The organism is Telmatocola sphagniphila, from assembly GCF_018398935.1.
GTDB classification, from domain to species: domain Bacteria; phylum Planctomycetota; class Planctomycetia; order Gemmatales; family Gemmataceae; genus Telmatocola; species Telmatocola sphagniphila.
Genome location: NZ_CP074694.1, coordinates 213,612 through 234,374, shown reverse-complemented (window position 1 = coordinate 234,374; position 20,763 = coordinate 213,612). Strand labels below are relative to the sequence as shown.

Annotated in this window: 16 protein-coding genes; 3 read left to right on the top strand and 13 right to left on the bottom strand. The window is 52.2% G+C overall.

Annotation, left to right across the window (positions count from 1 at the left end; genetic code table 11):
- The first annotated feature begins 180 nt into the window (after positions 1-180).
- On the top strand, positions 181-1,893 hold the full coding sequence (locus tag KIH39_RS01070) for an NADPH-dependent assimilatory sulfite reductase hemoprotein subunit (protein ID WP_213497431.1): 1,713 nt from the start codon (positions 181-183) through the stop codon (positions 1,891-1,893).
- Positions 1,894-1,961: 68 nt separating this feature from the next.
- Here the strand turns inward: KIH39_RS01070 and KIH39_RS01065 are convergent, their stop codons facing one another.
- From KIH39_RS01065 to KIH39_RS01050, 4 genes are all read right to left on the bottom strand, one after another.
- Positions 1,962-3,053, bottom strand: a complete 1,092-nt coding sequence (locus KIH39_RS01065) for a hypothetical protein (protein WP_213497430.1) — start codon at positions 3,051-3,053, stop codon at positions 1,962-1,964.
- 139 nt (positions 3,054-3,192) lie between these two features.
- Positions 3,193-3,495 (bottom strand): hypothetical protein, encoded by a 303-nt coding sequence (locus tag KIH39_RS01060; protein ID WP_213497429.1) that lies wholly within the window; start codon positions 3,493-3,495, stop codon positions 3,193-3,195.
- Between the two features lie 93 nt (positions 3,496-3,588).
- Positions 3,589-4,866 (bottom strand): RNA polymerase sigma factor, encoded by a 1,278-nt coding sequence (locus KIH39_RS01055; RefSeq protein WP_213497428.1) that lies wholly within the window; start codon positions 4,864-4,866, stop codon positions 3,589-3,591.
- Between the two features lie 18 nt (positions 4,867-4,884).
- On the bottom strand, positions 4,885-5,226 hold the full coding sequence (locus tag KIH39_RS01050; RefSeq protein WP_213497427.1) for a YciI family protein: 342 nt from the start codon (positions 5,224-5,226) through the stop codon (positions 4,885-4,887).
- A gap of 208 nt (positions 5,227-5,434) precedes the next feature.
- Here KIH39_RS01050 and KIH39_RS01045 point away from each other — a divergent pair, with 208 nt between their 5' ends.
- Positions 5,435-6,205, top strand: a complete 771-nt coding sequence (locus KIH39_RS01045; RefSeq protein WP_246539455.1) for a 3-keto-disaccharide hydrolase — start codon at positions 5,435-5,437, stop codon at positions 6,203-6,205.
- Positions 6,206-6,229: 24 nt separating this feature from the next.
- Here the strand turns inward: KIH39_RS01045 and KIH39_RS01040 are convergent, their stop codons facing one another.
- From KIH39_RS01040 to KIH39_RS01030, 3 genes are all read right to left on the bottom strand, one after another.
- Positions 6,230-7,537: a PhoPQ-activated pathogenicity-related family protein gene (locus KIH39_RS01040; protein WP_213497426.1), complete on the bottom strand. Its 1,308-nt coding sequence runs from the start codon at positions 7,535-7,537 to the stop codon at positions 6,230-6,232.
- Positions 7,538-7,615: 78 nt separating this feature from the next.
- On the bottom strand, positions 7,616-8,425 hold the full coding sequence (locus KIH39_RS01035; protein WP_213497425.1) for a uroporphyrinogen-III synthase: 810 nt from the start codon (positions 8,423-8,425) through the stop codon (positions 7,616-7,618).
- A gap of 20 nt (positions 8,426-8,445) precedes the next feature.
- A complete protein-coding gene (locus tag KIH39_RS01030; protein WP_213497424.1) occupies positions 8,446-9,753 on the bottom strand; it encodes a serine/threonine protein kinase in 1,308 nt (435 codons plus the stop codon).
- 271 nt (positions 9,754-10,024) lie between these two features.
- On the opposite strand from KIH39_RS01030, the gene KIH39_RS01025 reads away from it, so the two are divergent.
- Positions 10,025-11,311: a lactate racemase domain-containing protein gene (locus KIH39_RS01025; RefSeq protein ID WP_213497423.1), complete on the top strand. Its 1,287-nt coding sequence runs from the start codon at positions 10,025-10,027 to the stop codon at positions 11,309-11,311.
- 8 nt (positions 11,312-11,319) lie between these two features.
- Here KIH39_RS01025 and KIH39_RS01020 read toward each other — a convergent pair whose 3' ends face one another.
- The 6 genes from KIH39_RS01020 to KIH39_RS00995 all read right to left on the bottom strand — a co-directional run bounded on the left by KIH39_RS01020 (position 11,320) and on the right by KIH39_RS00995 (position 20,760).
- Positions 11,320-11,811: a hypothetical protein gene (locus KIH39_RS01020; protein WP_213497422.1), complete on the bottom strand. Its 492-nt coding sequence runs from the start codon at positions 11,809-11,811 to the stop codon at positions 11,320-11,322.
- A gap of 191 nt (positions 11,812-12,002) precedes the next feature.
- Positions 12,003-13,313, bottom strand: coding sequence for a Gfo/Idh/MocA family protein (locus KIH39_RS01015; protein WP_246539453.1), 1,311 nt, complete (start codon positions 13,311-13,313; stop codon positions 12,003-12,005).
- Positions 13,314-13,564: 251 nt separating this feature from the next.
- Positions 13,565-15,154, bottom strand: coding sequence for a phytoene desaturase family protein (locus KIH39_RS01010; RefSeq protein ID WP_213497421.1), 1,590 nt, complete (start codon positions 15,152-15,154; stop codon positions 13,565-13,567).
- Between the two features lie 14 nt (positions 15,155-15,168).
- On the bottom strand, positions 15,169-16,260 hold the full coding sequence (locus tag KIH39_RS01005; RefSeq protein ID WP_213497420.1) for a TIGR03000 domain-containing protein: 1,092 nt from the start codon (positions 16,258-16,260) through the stop codon (positions 15,169-15,171).
- A gap of 251 nt (positions 16,261-16,511) precedes the next feature.
- Entirely contained in the window at positions 16,512-19,154 is a 2,643-nt protein-coding gene (locus tag KIH39_RS01000; protein WP_213497419.1) for a serine/threonine protein kinase, read from the bottom strand.
- Positions 19,155-19,326: 172 nt separating this feature from the next.
- Positions 19,327-20,760 (bottom strand): MFS transporter, encoded by a 1,434-nt coding sequence (locus KIH39_RS00995; RefSeq protein WP_213497418.1) that lies wholly within the window; start codon positions 20,758-20,760, stop codon positions 19,327-19,329.
- Positions 20,761-20,763: the final 3 nt, after the last annotated feature.

The window sequence follows — 20,763 nt, the reverse complement described above, 5'->3', positions numbered from 1 at the left end:
AGGAGAGTCCTATTGATTACAATTACGGTAAACAATATAATCTTTAATGGGATCCCCGCAGGATATCTGCTCCAAAAAAGGCGAGGATTGCTAAAGTAAATAGTTCTCAGAATCTTCTAACTCACGTAGTAAAAGGCTGTAGCGATTTGGCGTTTGAGCATTGGTCGCGCAGGAAATGTGATGTCAACGGAACAGAAGCTCTCCCCGGTCGAAGAAATGAAATCCACCAGCCGCTGGCTGCGGGGAACGATCTCAGAAGAGTTGAAATCAGACGCGGATCATCTCAGTGAAAGCGCCAAGAACCTTCTGAAATTCCATGGAAGTTATCAGCAGGAAGATAGGGATGCCCGCAAAAATCGCACCAAAGAAGGTGTCGGTAAAGCCTACATCTTCATGATTCGGCTCAAACTGCCCGGCGGCCGGATGACTGGGGAACAGTATCTGGCGCTCGATGAACTCGCCGGACAATACGGTAACAAAACACTTCGGATCACCACCCGGCAGAGCTTCCAGTATCACGGCATTCTGAAGGACAATCTGAAGCTGACGATAAAAGGGATCAATGATACTCTAATCACAACGCTGGGTGGTTGCGGCGACGTGAATCGCAATGTGATGGCCTGCCCTGCCCCGGTCGGCGACCAACCCCGCCTGGAGATGTTGCAACTGGCCGATGCCATCGCGGCTCATCTGGCCCCGAAAACTAGCGCCTACCACGACATCTGGCTCAATGGCAAGAAACTCAGCCCGGACGCCGAGCAGGAAGAAGGCGTCGAGCCCATCTATGGGAAAGTCTACTTGCCGCGCAAATTCAAAATCGGGTTGACCCGTCCGGATGACAACTGCATTGATGTCTTTGCTCAGGATCTCGGATTCATCGCCATCATCGAAAACGGCAAAACGGTCGGTTACAACGTCACCGTCGGTGGTGGAATGGGTCGCACGCAGGGTAAAGCAGAAACCTTCGCGCATCTGGGCCAAACTCTTTGTTTTATTGAGCCAAATCAGGTGGTGTCCGCGGCGGAGGCCATCATCAAGTTTTACCGCGACCATGGCAATCGAGCGGACCGTAAACGGGCACGAATCAAGTACCTCGTGCACGATCTCGGCATCGAAAAAGTTCGACAGATTCTGGAGAAGGACTACTTTGGCCGACCACTGGTAGCTCCCAAACCGGTCACGATTACCGATGTGAATCTACATCATGGCTGGCATTCCCAGCCCGACGGCAATTGGTTTCTGGGGCTGTCTGTCGAGAATGGCCGGATTAAAGATGAAGAATCACTTCGACTGCGAGGCGGTTTACAGGAAATCGTGAAACGCTTTAAACCCTCCGTTCGCTTGACTGGCCAGCAAGATCTTCTTCTTTGCGACATCGAAACCGCCAATCGCGCCGCAATTGATTCGCTCTTAAACGAATATGGAATTCCCCGGCCGGAAAATCTGTCGATGGTTCAAAAATGGAGCATGGCCTGCCCGGCAATTCCCACTTGTGGGCTGGCAATCAGCGAATCGGAGAGAAGTCTCCCCGGAATCATCGATTCCCTGGAGAAAGAACTTCGTTCTCTGGGTTTGGCTGAAGAACGAATCAGCACGCGAATGACCGGTTGCCCCAATGGCTGTGCACGGCCTTATCAGAGTGAAATTGGAATTGTGGGTCGTTCCGGGGAAAAGTATTCGCTCTATCTCGGCGGAAGTACGCTCGGCACCCGACTGAGCTTCCTGTTCCAGGATCTGATCCATCGCGATCAGCTAGTGCAGACACTCGCCAAGATTTTAAATCACTTTAAAGCGCAGAAAAAAGTGGGAGAGTCGTTCGGGGAATTTTGCCATCGCGAAGGAGTGATGAGTCTCGCACAGGTGGCCGGGATCGAACCTCCAAAAGCTCACTAGAAACATCTCGAGCGGTTTACATCAGGTGTAAACCGCTCTGCATTCGAGGGAACTTTTAGCCGAGATTCCTATCGGTTGGCTGAAAATTCATATCTCAGATTCAGATACAAAATCACATTCGAAACGATCAGGAAAACGAACATCGGTCCGATGGCGAGGCCCATCAGAAAATGCGTTCCAAATACCGAGACGGGATTTATATTCGGGGGGAAGGTGCCGATGGTCCCACCGGCCAAATTGTAAGGCAACAGTATGGGCAGAGCGGCCAGGAAGCCCATGACCAATGCCACTCCTTCATAAACCAGGATGCGCCCATAGTTGCGAGCACATAGCTTCTGCCAGGTGCCGATACTCTCAATGAAGTTATATTCTTCAATGGGTCCGATAGGTCCCAGAACGGGGACGAGAAGCAGCAACTGGAAGACGAAGATTTTTGCAATTAACAGACCAAGCCCTATCGAAGCCCCTTTATAACTGCTCGGATCGACTGCGAGCCAGATCGGAACATGATTGAGAACATAAATCAGTCCACCGAGGATTCCGATGACTACGGTATAAGCCAGAATCAGTTGGATCCAGGGTCCAAAAGAGCGTCGCTGAGCTTCCCCTAGCGAAATAGATCGCATTCGGGACAGTTCCCAGTGAGTTTGTCGACTGATCCAGGTGATGCCCAGAGTCATCAGTAGAGCGGAAATGGCATTTCCGACGTACGGCAGCCAGGTAGTCTCTTTGTTCCCCAGCTGAAACCAGATAAACGGGACTAGAACCAGCAGCACGGAGGAAAGACCACATAACAGGCTGCCGACGATCAGTTTGTCCCGGTGTCCGGTACTGTCGAAGGCCGTAAGTAATTCCTCCGTCAGGCCTCGTACACCAACGGTTTCCAGGCGCATCGGGTCGCCTTGCCCGGTAATCGCTCGGACGAATTCGACATTCGTATCGCTGGTAATTTGTTCCGGTTTTTTGTCACCACCCACAAGATCGGCAAATTCGTTAAGCCAGCCGAGAGACACCCACTCTTCATTTTTCAGCCGGCGTAGCATGGAATTTCGGGGGATGTGCCCCGCTTCCACATGGTAGCGCACCGATTGCGAACTCTTGGCTTTAATGACCCGGCCGTCCGGCATGCGGACGTACCAAGGATCGTAATGATCTTTCATGGGAACAATACCCTGCACCTAATTCTTCTCTTTAACGGTAAATCCCGCGGTGGGTATCGTGCAAGCTAAAGTCGGAGATGTGGGGCGAAATTCTTCGATGGAAGTCGGTAAGGGTGATATTGACGGATTTATCGTCGGGTTACGAATTGTATATTTTCTTTGCTTTCATGATTTTCACTATGCCCTCCGCACTGTTATTGTCCACTTCCCGGCCCGCATTGATCACTTTCACGATATCCTCGGCGCTCATCCCACGATCCAGCATATCCTGCTTCAATTGAGTGTCCTTCGTGGTTCGATGTGCACTCAGCCAGGTCTGAGCCAGAACTCCGATGAGAACAAACAGAAATCCCCCCAGAATGGCAATCCCACCAGGATTTAGAATTTTTTCCCAATGAATCTCTGAATTTGAAGTGACGGCATCGGAAAATAGCTGCAACACGGTTCAAACTCCTTGGAGTCCGGGGTGAATCAATGGAAGAATATTCGCCAAAGCTCCCTCATTATTTAAAGCCAAGCCATCACAAATTCCCAACTATTTTAAGAAAATCCCGACGCGCGAATTATCCAAGATACCGTCTAATCTCGAACTGATCAACTTTCGCTCCGCGATCGAAGGACACTGCTCGAAAGCCAGCGAGAGGTAATGCCCGGCCTCCGAGAGATTCCCGGCCTGACGGTTCAGCTCTCCCAGCACGGCATTCCAAAGGTAATAGTTTCTCAAACTTTTATCGCTATCGAGCCGTGCCAACTCCTGTAACCCTGCGTCCGGCCCCTTCCAGCGCGCCACCGCAACCGCACGATTCAAAAGATGGATCGGGCCAGGCAGTATTCCCACCAGAAGATCGTAAAGTTCGACAATCCGGCCCCAATTTATGGCCTGGAAACTTGAGCACAAGCAGTGTTCTGCAACGATCGCCCCTTCCAGATGATAGCGCGATAGCGATTCTCCCCGAGCCGACTGGACCATCCAGTGCAAGCCCTCCCGCAGCAACCTTTGATCCCAGAGATTACGATCCTGATCCTCCAGGAGGAAAATTTCGCCATTCTCCTGGGTCCGGGCCTCAAAGCGGGCTGCATGATAATACATCAGGGACATCAGGGCTTGCGATGCGGGTTCATTGGTATCCGGATTATCGCAAAGCAGCAGGCCCAACCGAATGGCTTCCTCGCAAAGATCCTTTCGTATGAGCCGATCCGAAGAAGCCGAATGATAGCCTTCGTTGAACAGCAGATAAATGACCGTTCGCACGGCCTCAATCCTTTTCTGAATCGTCGCGCGATCCAGGTCGGATAATTCCCACTTGGATTCTTTCAGTCGTTCGCGGGCTCGGAACAGTCTTTTTTGAATATTGGCTTCGCTGGTGAGCAGCGCTCGAGCAATCTCTGCAGTATCAAAACCGCACAAGGTTTTGAGAGCCAGAGCCACCTGAGACTCAACCGGGAGTTCATCGCAACAACATAGAAAGAGCATTCGAAGTTGATCGTCCGGAAACTGCTGGTCGCTGAGATCCTCCAGAACCGGTAAGTCGTTCGATTTCCGTTGAGCAACGGATCGGGAGATCGAATCCCAGCGATTACTTCGCCGTAGTGAATCGATGGCTCGGTTTTTTGCCACCCGGAACAGCCAGCCGGTGGGATCCTCCGGAATTCCTTTGTGCGACCAGGATTGCAACGCCTGCATCAGTGAGGTTTGGACGACATCTTCAACGAGATCCAGATTCCGAACACCCAGGGCGCGGGTCAAATGCGACACCAACCGGCCGTATTCATGCCGGAAGAAATGATCGACCAGTTGGTGGGTATTCGCCATGGTTCTGCCAAGAAACGTTTAAACGTAGCCGGCCATCTCGCGAATTTCGACATTCCCGCCGAACTGAACCATCGGGCATGCCTGAGCGATTTTCACGGCTTCCGCGTAATCCTTGGCCAGAATGATGGAGAAGCCGCCGCACACTTCCTTGGCTTCCATGAAAGGACCATCGGTGACGATTCCGCCGCCCTTGACAACTTTCCCACACGGCTTCAAACCATCCCCTTCATCGACGATGTTACCGGTGGCTTTGAATTTAGCCGCCCAATCGTTCCAGTGCTTCAAAGAAGCCTGCATTTCCTCCGGGGAAGGGGGAGTTGTCATCGGTTCGCTGCGATAAATGAACAGATATTTGGTCATGATACAATCCTCGGAAAAGACGGTTTGCGAAAGCCTACCCTTCGCATTTCGAGAAGTCGACGAACGAGAAAAAGGATTCCGGACACATTTTTTTAGAATTTTACAAGTTGCTGCTGAAAAATGAGAAGCCCTCCCCCCACAAATCTTTTTTGCGTCCGGCTTTGGAGATGGTAAATTACCCGTTCGTCTATCTCTCAAGGAGTCGATAATGCGTCATATAGTCGGGTATCGCGGACTGATGGTCCTCTGTGCAATCGTTCTTTTAGTCAGTCAAGTCAGCGGCCAGCGCTTTCTGAATGGTATCGTCTGGCCGGAACCGCCGGTTGTCACCCCCGGAGAAGGATCCGCCCCGCCCTCCGATGCCGAAGTCTTGTTCGACGGCAAAAATTTCGATGCCTGGAATGGGGCCAAGGATTGGAAGATCGACGAGGATGGAGGCTTCACGGTAAAGGGTGTCTTGAAAACCAAGAAGAGCTTCGGCGACTGTCAGCTACACGTCGAATTCGCTTCTCCCAAAGTGGTCAAGGGAAATGGCCAAGGCCGCGGTAACAATGGCATCGGCCTGATGGATGCTCACTACGAGATCCAGGTGCTCGACTCTTATAACAACCCGACCTATCCCGAAGGTCAAGCCGCTTCCGTTTACAACCAGAAGCCGCCCATGGTCAATTCTTCCCGCAAGCCGGGCGAGTGGCAGACGTACGATATTATCTTCACCACTCCCCGCTTTAGCGACGATGGTAAAGTCAAAACCCCAGGTTACGTGACGGTGATTCACAATGGGGTCGTGGTGCAGAATCATTCAGAAATCAAAGGCTTCACGCACTACGATCGGGCGACCGCTTACGATAAGCATCCCGAAAAGCTGCCGCTGGTTCTGATGTATCACGGCGACCCGGTCCGATTCCGCAACATCTGGATTCGGGATATCAAGGAACCGGTCGGAAAAGAAGGCAAGAAGGGTCCGGAAGGGAAGTAGTGGGCGTATTCTCGCCCACCTTCGCTACTTGGCAGAAATCATTCGCAACTGCGTGCTGAGGAAGAAGTTATTGCCTTCCTCTTCAAATTCCAACTCGGCCAGGAATGCCTTCCAGCCCGACTGAGGTGCAGCCACGGTCCCAATCGACTTACCCTCGGAAAAATTAATGGGACTTTCCGTCCAGGTGCTTTTTCGCATATCTCGGGTTGCGTTTTCGACCTGCCAGAGCCGAACGGCTTTCGGTTTTACGTTACTGGTCACCACCACTTCATACATCCCCGGTTTTGAACCGTCTTTGTGCTCCCAATTGAGCTTCGGCATCGGCTTGTCGTAAACGATGCAACGGGTATACGCCGCGAGACTATTCACCGCGCGGCTCAAATCTCGGGGATTGTCATCCGTTTTCTGCTGCAGGTTGTGACCCGCGTTAGGGACGTACAGGAGATACTTATCGCCCTGGAGATCATTCCAGTACATGTTCGTCGCTTCCTGCGGCCAGTAAGGATCGTTGGTTCCATGGATGAGCATTTTGGGAATGGTGACTTTGTCGCGATAGGAATAAGGATCCACCATCGCCCAGAGTTTCTGACCGAGCGGATTTTGAGCGTAGTTCAGCAGACCTTTCTCGGTGTAGTCCTTGATCTGTTCGCTCGGCTGGCCGAAGGAGGCCGTTTGTAAGGGAATCTGTTTGGAGAAATTGAGCATGTCGATCACCAGAGGAGCAATCGCTTTGACGCGCGGATCGCCGCTGGCGCCCGTCAGCCAGCTGGTCCACCCGCGTTTGCTGGCCCCACTGACGAGAAAGCTCTTCACTTCAAATTTCCATTCCTCTTTCGCGAAAGCCTGCACGGTGTCCATGGCTTTGATCAGACTCTTCACCATCGGGAACAACAGAGGCCAATCCTCATCCTTGGATTTCAAATAGCGGACGAAGGTTTCCGATATCAAAGCGTCTTCCCGTAAGCCGTCGAAAAGGGGTTGTTTGGGAATCCCGTAGAGGAAGGCCACCGGAGATTTGGATTTGTCCGCCAACGACAGGGCCAGAGCTGCATCGGTGACTTTGAATGTTCCACCCGTATTGAAAAGCAGCATGGTGGAAGTGGGTTTGACATTCTTCGGTATGATGATGGCAATCGTGTGATCCCAGACAATCCCCTGCCATTCCTGCGAGATCATGTCAATTTCATAGACCGTACCAATCAGGACTTCGGTCTTGCTCTTCAACTTCCAACTGTATTTGGGTTCGGGTTTCTTGAGGTACGAAGCGAGGTCGGCTCGAGCGGATAACGGGAGAAACAGCAGAGCGAGAAGAATCAGAAACAGCCGATGCATGAGTGTATCCCTGAAACTAAAAATCGGAAGGAGGGGAGCTAATCTTTTATCAAGATCAAATTATCGAACGCGAGCAGTTTAGCCTAGCCGACGTTTGATTTGTTGCACCAGATTCTTCATCACAAATCCCTGTTCCGGCACAATGGCTACTTCATAACCGAGGGATTTGATCGATTCGGCCGCTATGGGACCTACCGCCGCTATCGGCGTTCGATTCAAACCCTTGTGAAGAGCCTCGGCCAGGTGATTCGCCTCCGCGACCTCTCTCAACCGGGCAATCTGAGGAGAACTCGTGAAGACCAGCAAATCAAATTTTCCAGTTTCCAATCCCTGAATCAATTCGATGACTCGTGAGCTATCTGCTTCTGGCGCATAGCGATAGGGCGTCACCCCTACGAGCGTTGCACCGATCTCCTGGAGATAATTCACGAGTAAAGGAACCGGTTCGCCGTACCACTGCACGCCTATAGTTAAGCCGTTAAGAGAAACCTTCTTCAAAGAAGCCACGACGCCTTCTGTGGTGGGTTTCTCGGCAACGATGTGAGGAGCCAAACCCAACTCTTTAAGAGCCGCTACCGGTTTGGGTCCACGCGTCACCAATTTCACTTGGGTGAGCGCCGAAAGGAAAGGTTTCTCGGTATTTTCACGCCTCGAGAAAGCATGCAATCGACGAATGCCCTCCCCGGTAAGGAAAATGGTGCAATCTAATTTTCGATCGATAAGCTTTTGAATCCAGGAGCGAATCGCCTCAGTATCGAGGGCATCCAGAATGGCGACTAAAGGATAACGATGCGCTACCGCTCCTTCTGCTTCGAACATCCGGGCCAGAACTTCCGCCTGCCGGCATTCTGCGAGAGCGACATTTCTACCCTGTAGAGTTCCGGGCATGCGAAATCCAATAGCGGCGGTTACTTACCCATGAGGTAAGATCGGAGTTCTACGAACGCGCTGGAGCAGCGGGATCGCCAAACCGGATCCTGTAGTTGGCTGATGTGGTTAGGACGGAATACGACTTGGATGAATAGATTGTTAGCCCGGCCGGTATCCGCATTCCGAAGATTCAATTCCACATTGAGATGTTCGGGCTTGCGCCCGAACAGAGAAGACCAGCTACTTCTCGGGGGAGCACCGGGGTTGATTTCCAGTCGAATATGTCCCGGTACACTCTCAAGGACGTTGCCGTAGTTATCTGAAGCGTAGCCGCGCAATTTGATGAGTGCAATCGATTCCGGCATCCAAGCTTCCATCACGTAGGCAATGGTGGTCGGATCTTGAACGAAAGCGAGCGGATCCACCGGTTTCTGCATTCCGGGGGGAGGCTGGTTTTCCAGCTTCGATTCCATCCCGGATTCCACGATGGCTACCGCGGTTTCGTACTCCTCGGCCAGATCGCGGGCACATTGCGGCCGACGATTCGGATCCTTCTCCAGGCACCGCATCACCACATCTTCGATAATCGACGGGATCTGTCGTCCCAAACCAATGTCTTTGAAGCTTGGGGGTACGTCCGTCGCATGGGCAATCATCATATCCATGATCGAGGCACTGCTGAAAGGCAATCGGCCCGTCAGGAGTTCATACATGATCACGCCGACCGAATAGAGATCGCCACGATGATCGACAGAATCGCCCCGCACCTGTTCCGGACAGATATAGCCGGGGGTTCCGAGGGCAAATTCGAAATTCGAACCGGATAGATTATTCTCTTTGATCTCTTCGAGCGAGGCCGAGTAGGTCAGTTTGGCCAGTCCAAAATCCATGACCTTCAATCGTTCGCGAGGCGAATCGAAATCGACGATCATCAGATTACTGGGCTTCAAATCCCGATGAATCATGCCATTGTCGTGGGCCGCTTGCAGCACTTCGCAAAGCTGGCCGATAATTCGTCCGACCCGGCCCGGTGAGAATCGATTGTTTTTCTGCAGAAGCAGGTCGAGATTCAGTCCTTTGACGTATTCCATGACAATGCAGGGGCCATCCGTCAGCGACGCATCGTAAAGTGTCACGGCGTTTGGGTGCTGAAAGCGAGCCATTAACATCGTTTCGCGCTGAAATCTCTCGCGAAAGATGGGATCGGCCGCTACGTGCTCGTGCATGACCTTGATAACAACCTGCCGGTTGAGATCAAGCTGATGCGCGAGATACACTTTTCCCATACCCCCTTCACCCAGGAGGCGGACGGCTTCATACCGTCCCATAAAAACACGGCCTATCATGGAAAGCTGTTACCTTGGACTATCTTCAACTCAATCTTAGCTTACGGAGTCGCATTTGGCATAGTGCGTATCCGGGTAATGTCCAAGAATTCAACCTGGTTAGCCTAACAATTGGATCGAATTTGCAGGGTAATATGGGACAGAATGCCATTGGATCGTGCGGATATAAACTCACCCAGACCAATTATGAAACTTTGATGAGAGGCACGCTGTCGGCTCATTTAATAAATTATCGATGGAAACATCTGGTTCACTACTTCATCAGGATAGCATGATTTATTTCACCGAAGGCTCAGCCCAGACAACAATTGATGCGAACCGAGCCAGCCAACTCCTCGATGGGTTAATTGCTCAACTTGCTGCCCAACGCGGCCCGCTTCGAAATATTCTGTTAGTTCCTCCCGACGCTACGCGATTGCACTCCTGGGCCGGGGAGCTGACAGTCCAGCTATACAAAAAACTCCATGCTACAGCCAAAGTTCAGATTCTTCCCGCTTTGGGTACCCACTTCGCCATGGAACCCGAAGAATTAAATCACATGTTTCCCGGCATTCCGCACGATTGCTTTCACGTTCACGACTGGCGGCAGGGCACTCGCGAGTTAGGCGCAGTGCCGTTCGATTTTATCACTCAGATTTCGGAAAATCGGGTTAGTTACGACGTTCAAGTCGCCGTCAACAGACTCTATTTCGAGAAGCCTTGGGATGCGATACTCAGCATCGGCCAACTGGTGCCGCACGAGGTAAGTGGCATCGCCAATGGTGCCAAAAATATTTTGGTGGGTACTGGCGGCCGCGATTTTATTTCCAAGAGCCATTTCCTGGGGGCCGCCTGGGGCATGGAACGACTAATGGGCAAACCGGAGAATCCGGTTCGCACGCTGTTCAACTATAGCGTGACCCACTTTTTGAAGGATCTGCCGATTACATTTTTGCTGACGGTGCGTGCCAAGAACGCCCAAGGAGAGTTGGTGACTCGCGGTCTATTCGCAGGTGATGATGTCGAGTGCTTCAACCTCGGGAGTTCGCTTTGCCGCGAGGTAAACCTGACCTACATGGATCGAGAACCGAAGAAGGTCGTCGTCTACCTCGACCCGGCCGAGTATCGCAGTACCTGGCTGGGGAATAAAGCGGTTTATCGAACTCGACTGGCAATCGCCGATGCTGGTGAGCTGATTATTCTCGCTCCGGGCGTGAAACAGTTCGGGGAGGATTCAGGCGTAGATCTGCTGATTCGCAAGTATGGTTATGTGGGAACACCTCGAATTCTGGAAGCGGCGAAATCCGATCGCGAATTGGCCGAGAATCTCTCCGCGGCCGCGCATCTGATCCACGGGAGTTCCGAAGGTCGATTCCGAATTCGATACTGCCCGGGTCACCTGAGTGAAAACGAGATTAATAGTGTGGGCTATGAATATGGCGATTTACGCAAAATGAGCGAGCTTTATGACCCCAAATCGCTTCAGGACGGCTGGAATACAGTACGCGGTGAGGAGATCTTCTACATTTCGAATCCGGCGCTCGGTTTGTGGGGAACGCCGGATCGGTTTGGAAAATGAAGCGGTCGCTACTTCTTCGGGGCCGGTTCCTCGGGTAGTTCCTGGAAATCGCCCGAAAATTTCTTCCCTTCCACCTCCCCGCTCAATGTGCCGCCAAATTCCTGTTCCTTACCGAACCTTTCATGCTTACCGATGAAACAGGAAGCTGTACCCGGGGCATCGTTTTTCTCCGGCGCAGCCATCAAATCGAGTTCGAAAACGGGATCCTTGATCTTAAGATGCAGCTTTTCCACCTTGATGGGCTGATGAGTTTTCATGTCGGTCTTGAGAATATAAATCGTCGCTTCCTGTTTGGGATGTTCCACGCAGAATTCCGCATGGTAGGGCCCCCAATCGAACACGGCCCCACCGTGAGGCCCGGCGCCGTGAATGTGATCTTCCTTCTCAGACTTGGCCGTAGCCCGAGGCGCCGCAGAACTGGTAGCAGCCGGTTTGTCACAGCCCGCCACCTGTAGGATGCAGAAAAAACCCGCGATTAACCAACCCCATCTGTGAATCATGATGTAAGTTCCCTACCCAATTTGAGATTACCCGCTTCTTACACTCATTCCTTTAAAATACGATCAATCCCACGCGTGATCAGCGTCTCTTTTTCAGCTGGATTTTCTCAACGTAAAGAAGGCTTCTCAGGGCGAAAGTCGAGACAGGAAATCGAGCGGACCAAAGTCCGCTCGATCAAAAGGATTCAGAATCAAACTAAAGCAGTCTTGCCCGGAATAGCGACCTTAGCCAGTTCCGCGGGAACCTGGGCGGCCATGTCGTACGCAGTCGGTGCAAGAACCAGTTTCGATTTGTTCATGAAGTCCCAGGTCACCCTTTGGCCGGTATAGGTTGCCGTACGGCCCATGATGGCCATCAGGGTGCTTCTCGCGGCCGATTCTCCATCGTTGATTGGGCTCCCTTTGCGAATGCTGGCGAAAAGTTCCACATGTTCCTGGTCGTACATGTCGGAATTGGGATCGGTAAATTTCCACGCAGAACCTGAATTCGGTTTCAGGCGGGGGTACCCTTCCGTAAATTCCTGATTCTCGCCGATCCCCTTAGTTCCGAAAACGATATCCGAAACCCCGCTGCTGCAGCCGGGCATCTGACGGCAGAAGCTGAAGACGCGAGCGCCGTTTTCATATTCGAAGATTACACTGTGGTGATCGAAAATATTACCGTACTTTTCATCGGTGCGAAGTTGCCGGCCGCCCAAACCAGTTGCGGCCACCGGATAGCTGTTCATGATCCAGCAGGCTTTATCGATGTTATGGCAGTGCTGCTCGACCAGATGATCGCCGGACAGCCAGGTGTAGTAGTACCAGTTGCGCATCTGGTATTCCATGGAGGAATACTGCTCGGGCTTCCAATCTTTCTTCTCGCGGTTCCACCACAGCGGCCCCGTGTTGTAATTCACCTGCATCGCAGTCACGTCGCCGATGACGCCATCGTGAATACGCTTCACCCATTCGCGCTTGGCAAATTCATAGCGGTAGCAGAAACCGGAGCAAAGAGCCAGGTTCTTCTGCTTGGCCAGACGCGCGGTTTCCATCACACTGCGAACCCCGGAAGCATCGACAGCGACCGGTTTTTCACAGAAAACGTGTTTGCCGGCTTCGATCGCCGCCTTCAGGTGCATTGGTCGGAAGTGCGGCGGAGTGCAGAGCAGCACGACATCGCTATTTGCGATTACGTTTTTGTAAGCATCGAAGCCAGTGAATCGGCGTTCGGCGGGAACATCGATTTTATCTTTCAACTTCCCTTTTTTCAGGAAGCCCGCCAGAGAGGATTCCAGTCGGTCCGGAAACGCGTCTCCCATCGCCACTAGTTTAACATTCGGGTCGGCGTTCAGGGCATTCACCGCGGCACCACTACCTCGGCCACCGCAACCAATCAAGCCGATTCGGATGGTTTCATTGCCCGCAGCAAAAACGCCTCCCGAAAGCAGGCCCACGCCTGCCACAGTTGAGGCGGCCACAAATTCGCGACGATTCGGCGTGTTCATTGATGCTTCCGACATGGGAGAGCCTCCAAAACTTTTCAAATAAATGAGCTATCGTGCAGGTTTGATTATCTTCGAGAAAAGAGACCTCAAATGCAAGTAAATTCGATCCCGAGTGAAACTCCACATCTCGATTCACCCAGCATTAGCGGGGAAGAATTTATCTGGAGAAATAGGTAGATTCCTCACAATGTTGGGTGCGAGCTATTTTTCCTGGCATCGCATCATCTACTTCACCAGATCATGCTATGCAGGCATTACTTCGAAAATCAGCGAATTTTGTCTTTAAGAATGGCTCGCGCGGCATTCCAACCACAAGCCCCCATTACGCCGCCGCCCGGGTGTGTGGCCGCTCCACACATGTAAAGCCCCTTTATCGGGCTCTTGTAATTCGCAAATCCAGCAACTGGCCGCAAGCTGAACATGCTAGCCAACCCCATGGAGCCCTGCATGATATTGCCACCCGTGATGCCCCAGAGCCGCTCCATTTCCGGCGGTGGAATGACCATGCGATCGATTACACTGTTTTTGAAATTGGGTGCGTACTCATTGAGGATATCGAAGCAGCGGTCCGCAAATTTATCCATCTCTAGCTCCCAGGTAGTCCCTTTAAGATGGTAGGGAGCATACTGAATGAACATACTGATAATATGTTTGCCCGCTGGGGCTAGAGTATTATCGAGAGCCGTCGCCATCGTGCATTCCAGCATCGGATTTTCTGAAGGACGGCCATACTTGGCCTCGTCATAGGCCCGCTCGATGTAATCCGGGCTCGGACAGATGTGCATGGTGCCGTGGTGTTGCGGGCCGACGCCCGTACCGGGTAAAGCCTTGAACTGAGGTGGTTCGCTGACGCAAACGTTAATTTTGACAGTCGCTGAACTGTAGTCGATATTTTTGACTGCTTGCCGGAAGTCGTCCGGTAGCTCCTTGGGATCGGTAAGCTTCAGGAAGGTGACATTCGCATCGGCGTTCGAAATCACTCGCTTGGCGTGGAATTCCGTACCATCCCTTAACGCTACTCCTGTGGCACGGCCCTCCTTGATCAGAATTCTTCCGACTTCCGCCTCCGTTCGAATTTCCACACCAACCGCTCTAGCGGCGGCGGCGATGCTGTTACTGATCGTCCCCATCCCACCGCGAACGTATCCCCAGACCCCCTTGGCGCCGTCGCACTCCCCCATGACATGGTGGAAGAGCACATAGGCTGTGCCTGGCATCGAAGGTGCCGCAAAAGCCCCGATCACCGCATCGGTGGCAATTGTCGCTTTCAATTCATCCGATTCGAACCAGCGGTCGAGAATGGGACGAGCGGCCCCGCTGAGAATTTCAATGGCCTCGACGCCGACTTTCCGGCCCAGTTTGCGGAACTTCCAACCCAGCCGTGCGAGTTTGGTCAAATCGCGAAAACTGCCCCAGGGATCGGGAGGAGTTTCGACCAATAGCGGTTCCAGAAAGGCCGCGACTTTTTCGAGCATCGCTTCGTACTGGGGGTAGGCTTCCGCATCCTTGTGGCTGAACTTGGCAATTTCTTTTTGCGTCGCTTCGCGATCGGGTCCCATCATCAGATAGCGGCCATCCGGGAAGGGAGTGAACGATGAGGGATTGCGCGGCAGCATGGCGAACCCATGCTTTTTCAGATCGAGATCGCGGATGATTTCGGGACGAAGCAGACTATTGACATAAGCGGCTGGGGAAACCTTGTAACCGGGCCAGATTTCCTCGGTCACGCAGCAACCGCCGAGAACTTCCCGACGTTCGAGAACCAGAACTTTGCAACCAGCCCTGCCGAGATAGGCCGCACATACTAATCCGTTATGCCCGCCGCCAATAATGATCGCATCGTACGATTCCGGCATTTTCTTCCTCGCTCTTATTTCTTTTCCGGAATCACCCAGAGAAATATTTTGTGATCGTTGCCGTCTTCATCCTTCACATCTTCGGTCTTGGTTGGCTTCCAACTGCCGATTTCGAAGTCATGCGAAACAATGCGAGCTCCAGGCTTTAAGGTGCGGCGGAGCATCGGTTCTAATTTTTCATTCAGTTGAGGAAGCATATAGAGTGTGACCACGTTGGCATCGCCCACATCCTTCATCTCCAGAACATCGCCTTCCTTGAATTGAACGGAGCGTTCGACACCTTGAATCCGGGCATTGGCCAGCGACTCTTTCACTCGCTCGGGATCGATATCGATGCCGTACGCTTTCCGGGCTTTGAATTCTTTGACGGCCGCTATGGTAATCCGACCGTCGCCACAACCTAAGTCATAGACGATGTCATCTTTGCCTACTTCGGCGAGTTTCAACATCGCCTTGACGACCGCATTGGGCGTGGAAACGAAAGGCACAATTATCGTGTTCTTTTTATCGATCGTTTTTTTGGGTTCGTCTTTCTTGACGGTATCTTTCTTTTTGAAATCCTCCGGCTTCTTCTCCGGATCCTTCTTCATTTCAGGAGCCTTGGGAATCTCAATCTTGATTTCAGGCTTCTTCGGTTCGACTTTGGTATCCGGCTTCTTCTCCGGATCCTTTTTCATCTCCTCTTTTTTCGGCTCGGTCTTAACTTCCGGCTGTTTCTCCGGTTCTTTTTTCATCTCCACTTTTTTCGGCTCGGACTTCTTCTCCGTTTCGATGAGCTTGGCATTGGAGATCAGATCGACTTCGTAGCTCTTGCCCGCTTCCACCGAGACAGTCTTCTCCGCTTCATATTTCTTGCCGTTCTCCATCGAAACGGCCTTGAAAGTGTACTTGAAAGTTCGACCGTAAGGTAACTCGGGTGTAATCAGTCTGCGTACCGATCCGGTTTGTTTGACGGGAATGCCATCCACCGTCAGACTGGCATCGGCGGGAACTTTGATCTCAATCAATATTCGCGTTTTATCATCATCGAACGGACGAGACTGAGCAGAGTTGGAAACACACACCAGAGCAATCAGGAGGAGAGGCAAACGGATAAGAGCGGACACGTTAAAATCCTCGGGGTGAAGTCACCGGCTGCTATTGAGGGTACTCTATACAGATTTCTGATGAAATTGTAGCACGTTCAACGACTTATGTAATCTTCACAGTGCAGAAAATCGACCTCAAAATGGAGTTCTCCCGGTCGCTTTCGATGGTACCACTGCCATTCACGGCGTTAAAACTTACCCAGCTGTTAAAGTCTCCTACCGGCATGGCTCGGAAAGTATCCCCTGAATTTGAATTCGATCGGACAGACTTAATATCGCTCCCTGCGGGCCATGAGGTAACCGAAGATACTGATGACGCAACCGACCACGATGGAGATCACTTCCGATTTGACGCCCATCACTCCTGGGATGCCAAACTTGTGTCCGACAAAAGCGATGCCCGATCCGGCGAGGAAACAGATCGACATGATTCGCCCGCGATAACCCAGTGACAAAAGCAGTAATAAACCGGCCACCAGCGGATTGAAATAGGTGAATAAACCGTTGATAGAATTCGGCAGCAGGGAAAGCTGAAGGGGGCGAGCGTTCTCCGTGGCTTCGAGAAAGGTCCGCAAGGCCGACTCCGGATTTTCGAGATTATTTGGGAGATTCGCTTTAAACTCGTTCAGGTTTTCCCGAATCCACAAGCAACCTCCCGCGATGAGAAGGGCTGCCAACAAAAATCGAACTTTCGGACCGACCAGTGAACCGATCGTCTCCTCGATCTTCATGCTTAAGGGCTTAACAGCTCGTTTGGCAGGCACTTCCTCGTCTTCCAAGAAATCGTTCATGCGAATGGCTTTACGCCCCTTGGATACCTCCTCGGCTTTTTCCACCATGCGATCGGCCTGGGCCTCGGCTCGCACCCGCGCATCGGCCCGACTGAAGCCTTCCGCTTCCAGTTTTTGAACCTCGACTTTCTCCAGAAATTTCTTCTCACGCTGCGCTTTTCTCGCATTTTGAATCGATTGAATTCGATTGATAATCGGTTCGCGCCAAGTCGCATAGCGATGGATCACTAGTTGCGGGTTCTGCTCTCCCAACTCAGTCCGCATTGCCAGCTTCGATTCGTAGCCGAACAGTGCTTCATAGAACTCCTCCCAATGACGACCGGCCGTCTGAGCCACCAACAGTTGAAGTTCCGATTCCTCCCGACCCTGCATACGCCAGCCGCGCAGAATCTTCTCCGCGGCCTCGATGATGGGTTCCCGAACAGAATTGATCTTGTTGTCGAATAAAAAATAAAAGGCAAAAGCCCAGATTCCCGCGAGGAGCAGCGACCCGATCCAGAGCGCGAGCATTCCGGTCAAATAACTGGCGAACACAAGTAACGCCGCACCTGCTAGATAAGTCAGCCAATCGATAAACCGACTTCCGAACAGCCATTCGCGTACCTTGGAGAATAAATAGGTTTTCTCCCGGATTCCCTGAAGTAGGAAGTAAGCCAGAACAGTTTGAAAGATTGTGAGCAGTAGAGCCAAACCATACACCGAACCGGAAAACAATAAAAGTAGTGATCCCAAAGTTCCCACCAGGGCAAAACTTAAAAGGGCCAGCTTTCGGTGTTTGACTGCGGGGACAGAGTTGAACTGATGGACCAAACCCTGCAGTTCGGAAGTGTCCTGTTCCGGCGTCGATTCTTTACCCGTGTCCCCAATGAGGTAGAGTTCGAAATCCTCGATCAATTCTTTCATGCTCGGGTAGCGAACATCGGGGCTCTTGGCAATCATGCGCATGAGCAGATTGGAAACTTCGGCTGGCACCTCTTTAACGATCTGATCGGGAGGAATCGGGTCTTCAAACGCATGCTTACTCATCACTTCGAGAGCCGTCTCCCCGGAGAAGGGGGGCCTGCCGGTCAGCAGTACATACAGAGTGCAGCCCAGAGAATAGATATCCGCCCGCAAGTCCACTTGCGAGGCGTCCCGGCACTGTTCCGGAGACATGTAAGCAGGCGAGCCCATGGCCGTGTGAGCCTGCGTCACTTCCTGGACGAATACCTCCATACTTTTGGACAATTTGACTTTTGGCCCGGAGGATTTTGCATCGTGAGCCTTGGACATCCCCGGAGTCTTGACCAAGCCCAGATCGGCGACTTTGACTATCCCCTGCTTATTCAGCATCAGATTGTCCGGTTTCACATCGCGGTGAATCATGCCGCGATCGTGAGCGAATTGCAGACCGCGGGCCGCTTGCAGTATGAGCCCGATCGCTTCTTTAGGAGGCATCTTGCCATTTTTCTTGACCAGATCGCCCAGGGATCTGCCATCCACAAATTCCATGCTGAAGAAATTGAAGCCTTTTTCTTCTCCGATGTCGTAGATCTGAACAACGTTATGGTGAACGAGTTGGGCCGCAGCATAAGCTTCCCGCGTAAATCGGGACAGAAAAACGCGGTCTTCCGCCCATTTGGGATTCATGATTTTCAATGCGACGGATCGATCCAGCGAAATTTGGCGGGCCAGATAGACCGATCCCATACCGCCATGGCCCAGTTCTCTCTGGATCTCGTAGCCGCCTAAAAGCTTAGGGAGGGAGGGTTCTTCAACGCTTACCTCGGGCCGGGGGGAATTGCCCATGACAGTGGCATCGTTACCCGCATCGACCTTGGTAGGCCCAACCGGTACCTCCGTCCTATCGAATTCTCCAGGCCGGGATTTGTATCGAGTTCTGGCAATGGGTTCCGAGGCGGAGAGACTCGACTGTTGCCGGAGAGCAGTGACACCTGGAGCGTCCGATAGAACTTCCAACTTCGGAGTTGGAAGCTTTTCCACCTGCCAGGGTTGCGAGACATCGGTTGGAATACTCAGCAGAAAGGACTGGCCGCATTTAGGACACTTCGGCTGAAAGCGACCTGGTTTAGGACTTTTGGGATTAATCAAAAATCCGCAATGCGGACAGTTCAGACTCACAATTCGCTCCCGGAAATTAGGAAGACCTGCAACCCGAAAAGTCGTTGAGGACGTATTTTGTGCCCGGCATTCGTTCTATTTCAACTGAAATCAGAACGAAACGATAACTCCATCGCTCGGAGCTAAACTATAGGGTGGAAAAGTGCCCGAAGAGAGGCGCTTCGATTCTGGCTCATTTTTTCGCGCCGAGCGAGTCATCCGAGTCGGGAAAAATCGGTTTGGTGGCGTCGATTTTCATCCAAATTAGACAGCCGAGAAAATAGGCCAGTGCAAATAAAGAGATGCAAAGGAAGTATCCCTGGCTGATATCGGCACCGGTATAGCTTTTCAGAATCTTGCCGGTGACGTAGTTCGTCAGCACCGCACCGAGATTGCCGATCATATTCATGCACCCCGAAACCATGGCTGCGTTCCGTCGCCCCACATCCTGACAGGTCGCCCAGCAGGAACTCATGGTCAGGTCATTGAAAAAACCCGCCAAAGCGATGAGAAAAGCGAATGCATAAATGTTGGAGATGAAAACCAGAGCCAGGATATAGCTCAAGCTGGCGCCGCCAAAGCCGATCATGCCGAAAAGCCGGCGACCCCATTTGCGATCACCCGTTTTGCGAACATAAGCGTCCGTGAGAAAGCCGCCGATCAGACATCCGAACATACCCAGGAGCAATGGTCCTCCTGAGAAAAAAGCGATTAAGATTTTCTGTTGCGTAGATTGCGCGAGGTCGGCAGAAGCCACGGTCAACCCGCCGCCCAAAGCGCCGATACTGGTTCGGGGCAATCCGAAGTTTTCCTTCATGAATCCCGGCAGAAAATACATGAAGAAGTACCAGGCAAAATTCAGGCAGAAATACATGCCGCAGATCGCCCGCATGTTGGCATTCCCGAACAAGATTTTCCAGGGAATCGAATGCGAGCCGCTTTGCGGAACGTGATGAGCCAGGATAAAATTGCGTTCCGCTTCATTCGCCCTCGGATGCTCCAGAGGGGTATTGCGGAACCAGAAATAGAAGATGAGGCACCATAATGAAGCTAAACCGGCAAAAATAGCAAAGCCCTGCCTCCAGTTCAAAGAAAGAAAGCCCGCATCGGTCATGAACAGCCAGATTAACGGGGTCAACCCGCCCATCAGACGGGCGGAAAGCCAGACGCAACCAGAGGCGAAACCTCGTTGCGAGGCCGGAAACCAGTTATAGATCGCTCGCGAAATATTGGGAAATGCTCCGGCTTCTCCCATCCCGAAGAGAAATTGAATCAGAAGCAAGGCGCTGAACCCGATCAGCATGGTTTCGCCGCCGAATTTCAGACCGGCCAACCCCGTCAGACTCAAAAAAATGGTCCACCAGATAACGATGCGAAAGAGAGTGGAGCGCGGTCCGAAGCGGTCGCCGAGCCAGCCGGTCGGAATCTCAAATAAAGCGTAGGCGAGCTGGAACGCGACTAGAAGATAATACATGTCGGCCCGATCCTGGCCAACCGAGTCCATGATGTCATCTTTGGCATTGGAGACCACGGCCCGGTCGATATAGGTGATCATCGCCAGGCAGCAGAGCAGCAACAGTATCGTGTAGCGGACACCGGTGGGCTTTTCGGAAGAAGTAATGGACATGAC

What these genes read in the sequence shown, in the direction of transcription:
- KIH39_RS01070 (WP_213497431.1), top strand. Translation starts at nt 181, where the DNA reads ATGTCAACGGAACAGAAGCTCTCCCCGGTCGAAGAAATGAAATCCACC.
- KIH39_RS01065 (WP_213497430.1), bottom strand. Translation starts at nt 3,053, where the DNA reads ATGAAAGATCATTACGATCCTTGGTACGTCCGCATGCCGGACGGCCGG.
- KIH39_RS01055 (WP_213497428.1), bottom strand. Translation starts at nt 4,866, where the DNA reads ATGGCGAATACCCACCAACTGGTCGATCATTTCTTCCGGCATGAATAC.
- KIH39_RS01050 (WP_213497427.1), bottom strand. Translation starts at nt 5,226, where the DNA reads ATGACCAAATATCTGTTCATTTATCGCAGCGAACCGATGACAACTCCC.
- KIH39_RS01045 (WP_246539455.1), top strand. Translation starts at nt 5,435, where the DNA reads ATGCGTCATATAGTCGGGTATCGCGGACTGATGGTCCTCTGTGCAATC.
- KIH39_RS01040 (WP_213497426.1), bottom strand. Translation starts at nt 7,537, where the DNA reads ATGCATCGGCTGTTTCTGATTCTTCTCGCTCTGCTGTTTCTCCCGTTA.
- KIH39_RS01035 (WP_213497425.1), bottom strand. Translation starts at nt 8,425, where the DNA reads ATGCCCGGAACTCTACAGGGTAGAAATGTCGCTCTCGCAGAATGCCGG.
- KIH39_RS01030 (WP_213497424.1), bottom strand. Translation starts at nt 9,753, where the DNA reads ATGATAGGCCGTGTTTTTATGGGACGGTATGAAGCCGTCCGCCTCCTG.
- KIH39_RS01025 (WP_213497423.1), top strand. Translation starts at nt 10,025, where the DNA reads ATGATTTATTTCACCGAAGGCTCAGCCCAGACAACAATTGATGCGAAC.
- KIH39_RS01020 (WP_213497422.1), bottom strand. Translation starts at nt 11,811, where the DNA reads ATGATTCACAGATGGGGTTGGTTAATCGCGGGTTTTTTCTGCATCCTA.
- KIH39_RS01015 (WP_246539453.1), bottom strand. Translation starts at nt 13,313, where the DNA reads ATGTCGGAAGCATCAATGAACACGCCGAATCGTCGCGAATTTGTGGCC.
- KIH39_RS01010 (WP_213497421.1), bottom strand. Translation starts at nt 15,154, where the DNA reads ATGCCGGAATCGTACGATGCGATCATTATTGGCGGCGGGCATAACGGA.
- KIH39_RS00995 (WP_213497418.1), bottom strand. Translation starts at nt 20,760, where the DNA reads ATGTCCATTACTTCTTCCGAAAAGCCCACCGGTGTCCGCTACACGATA.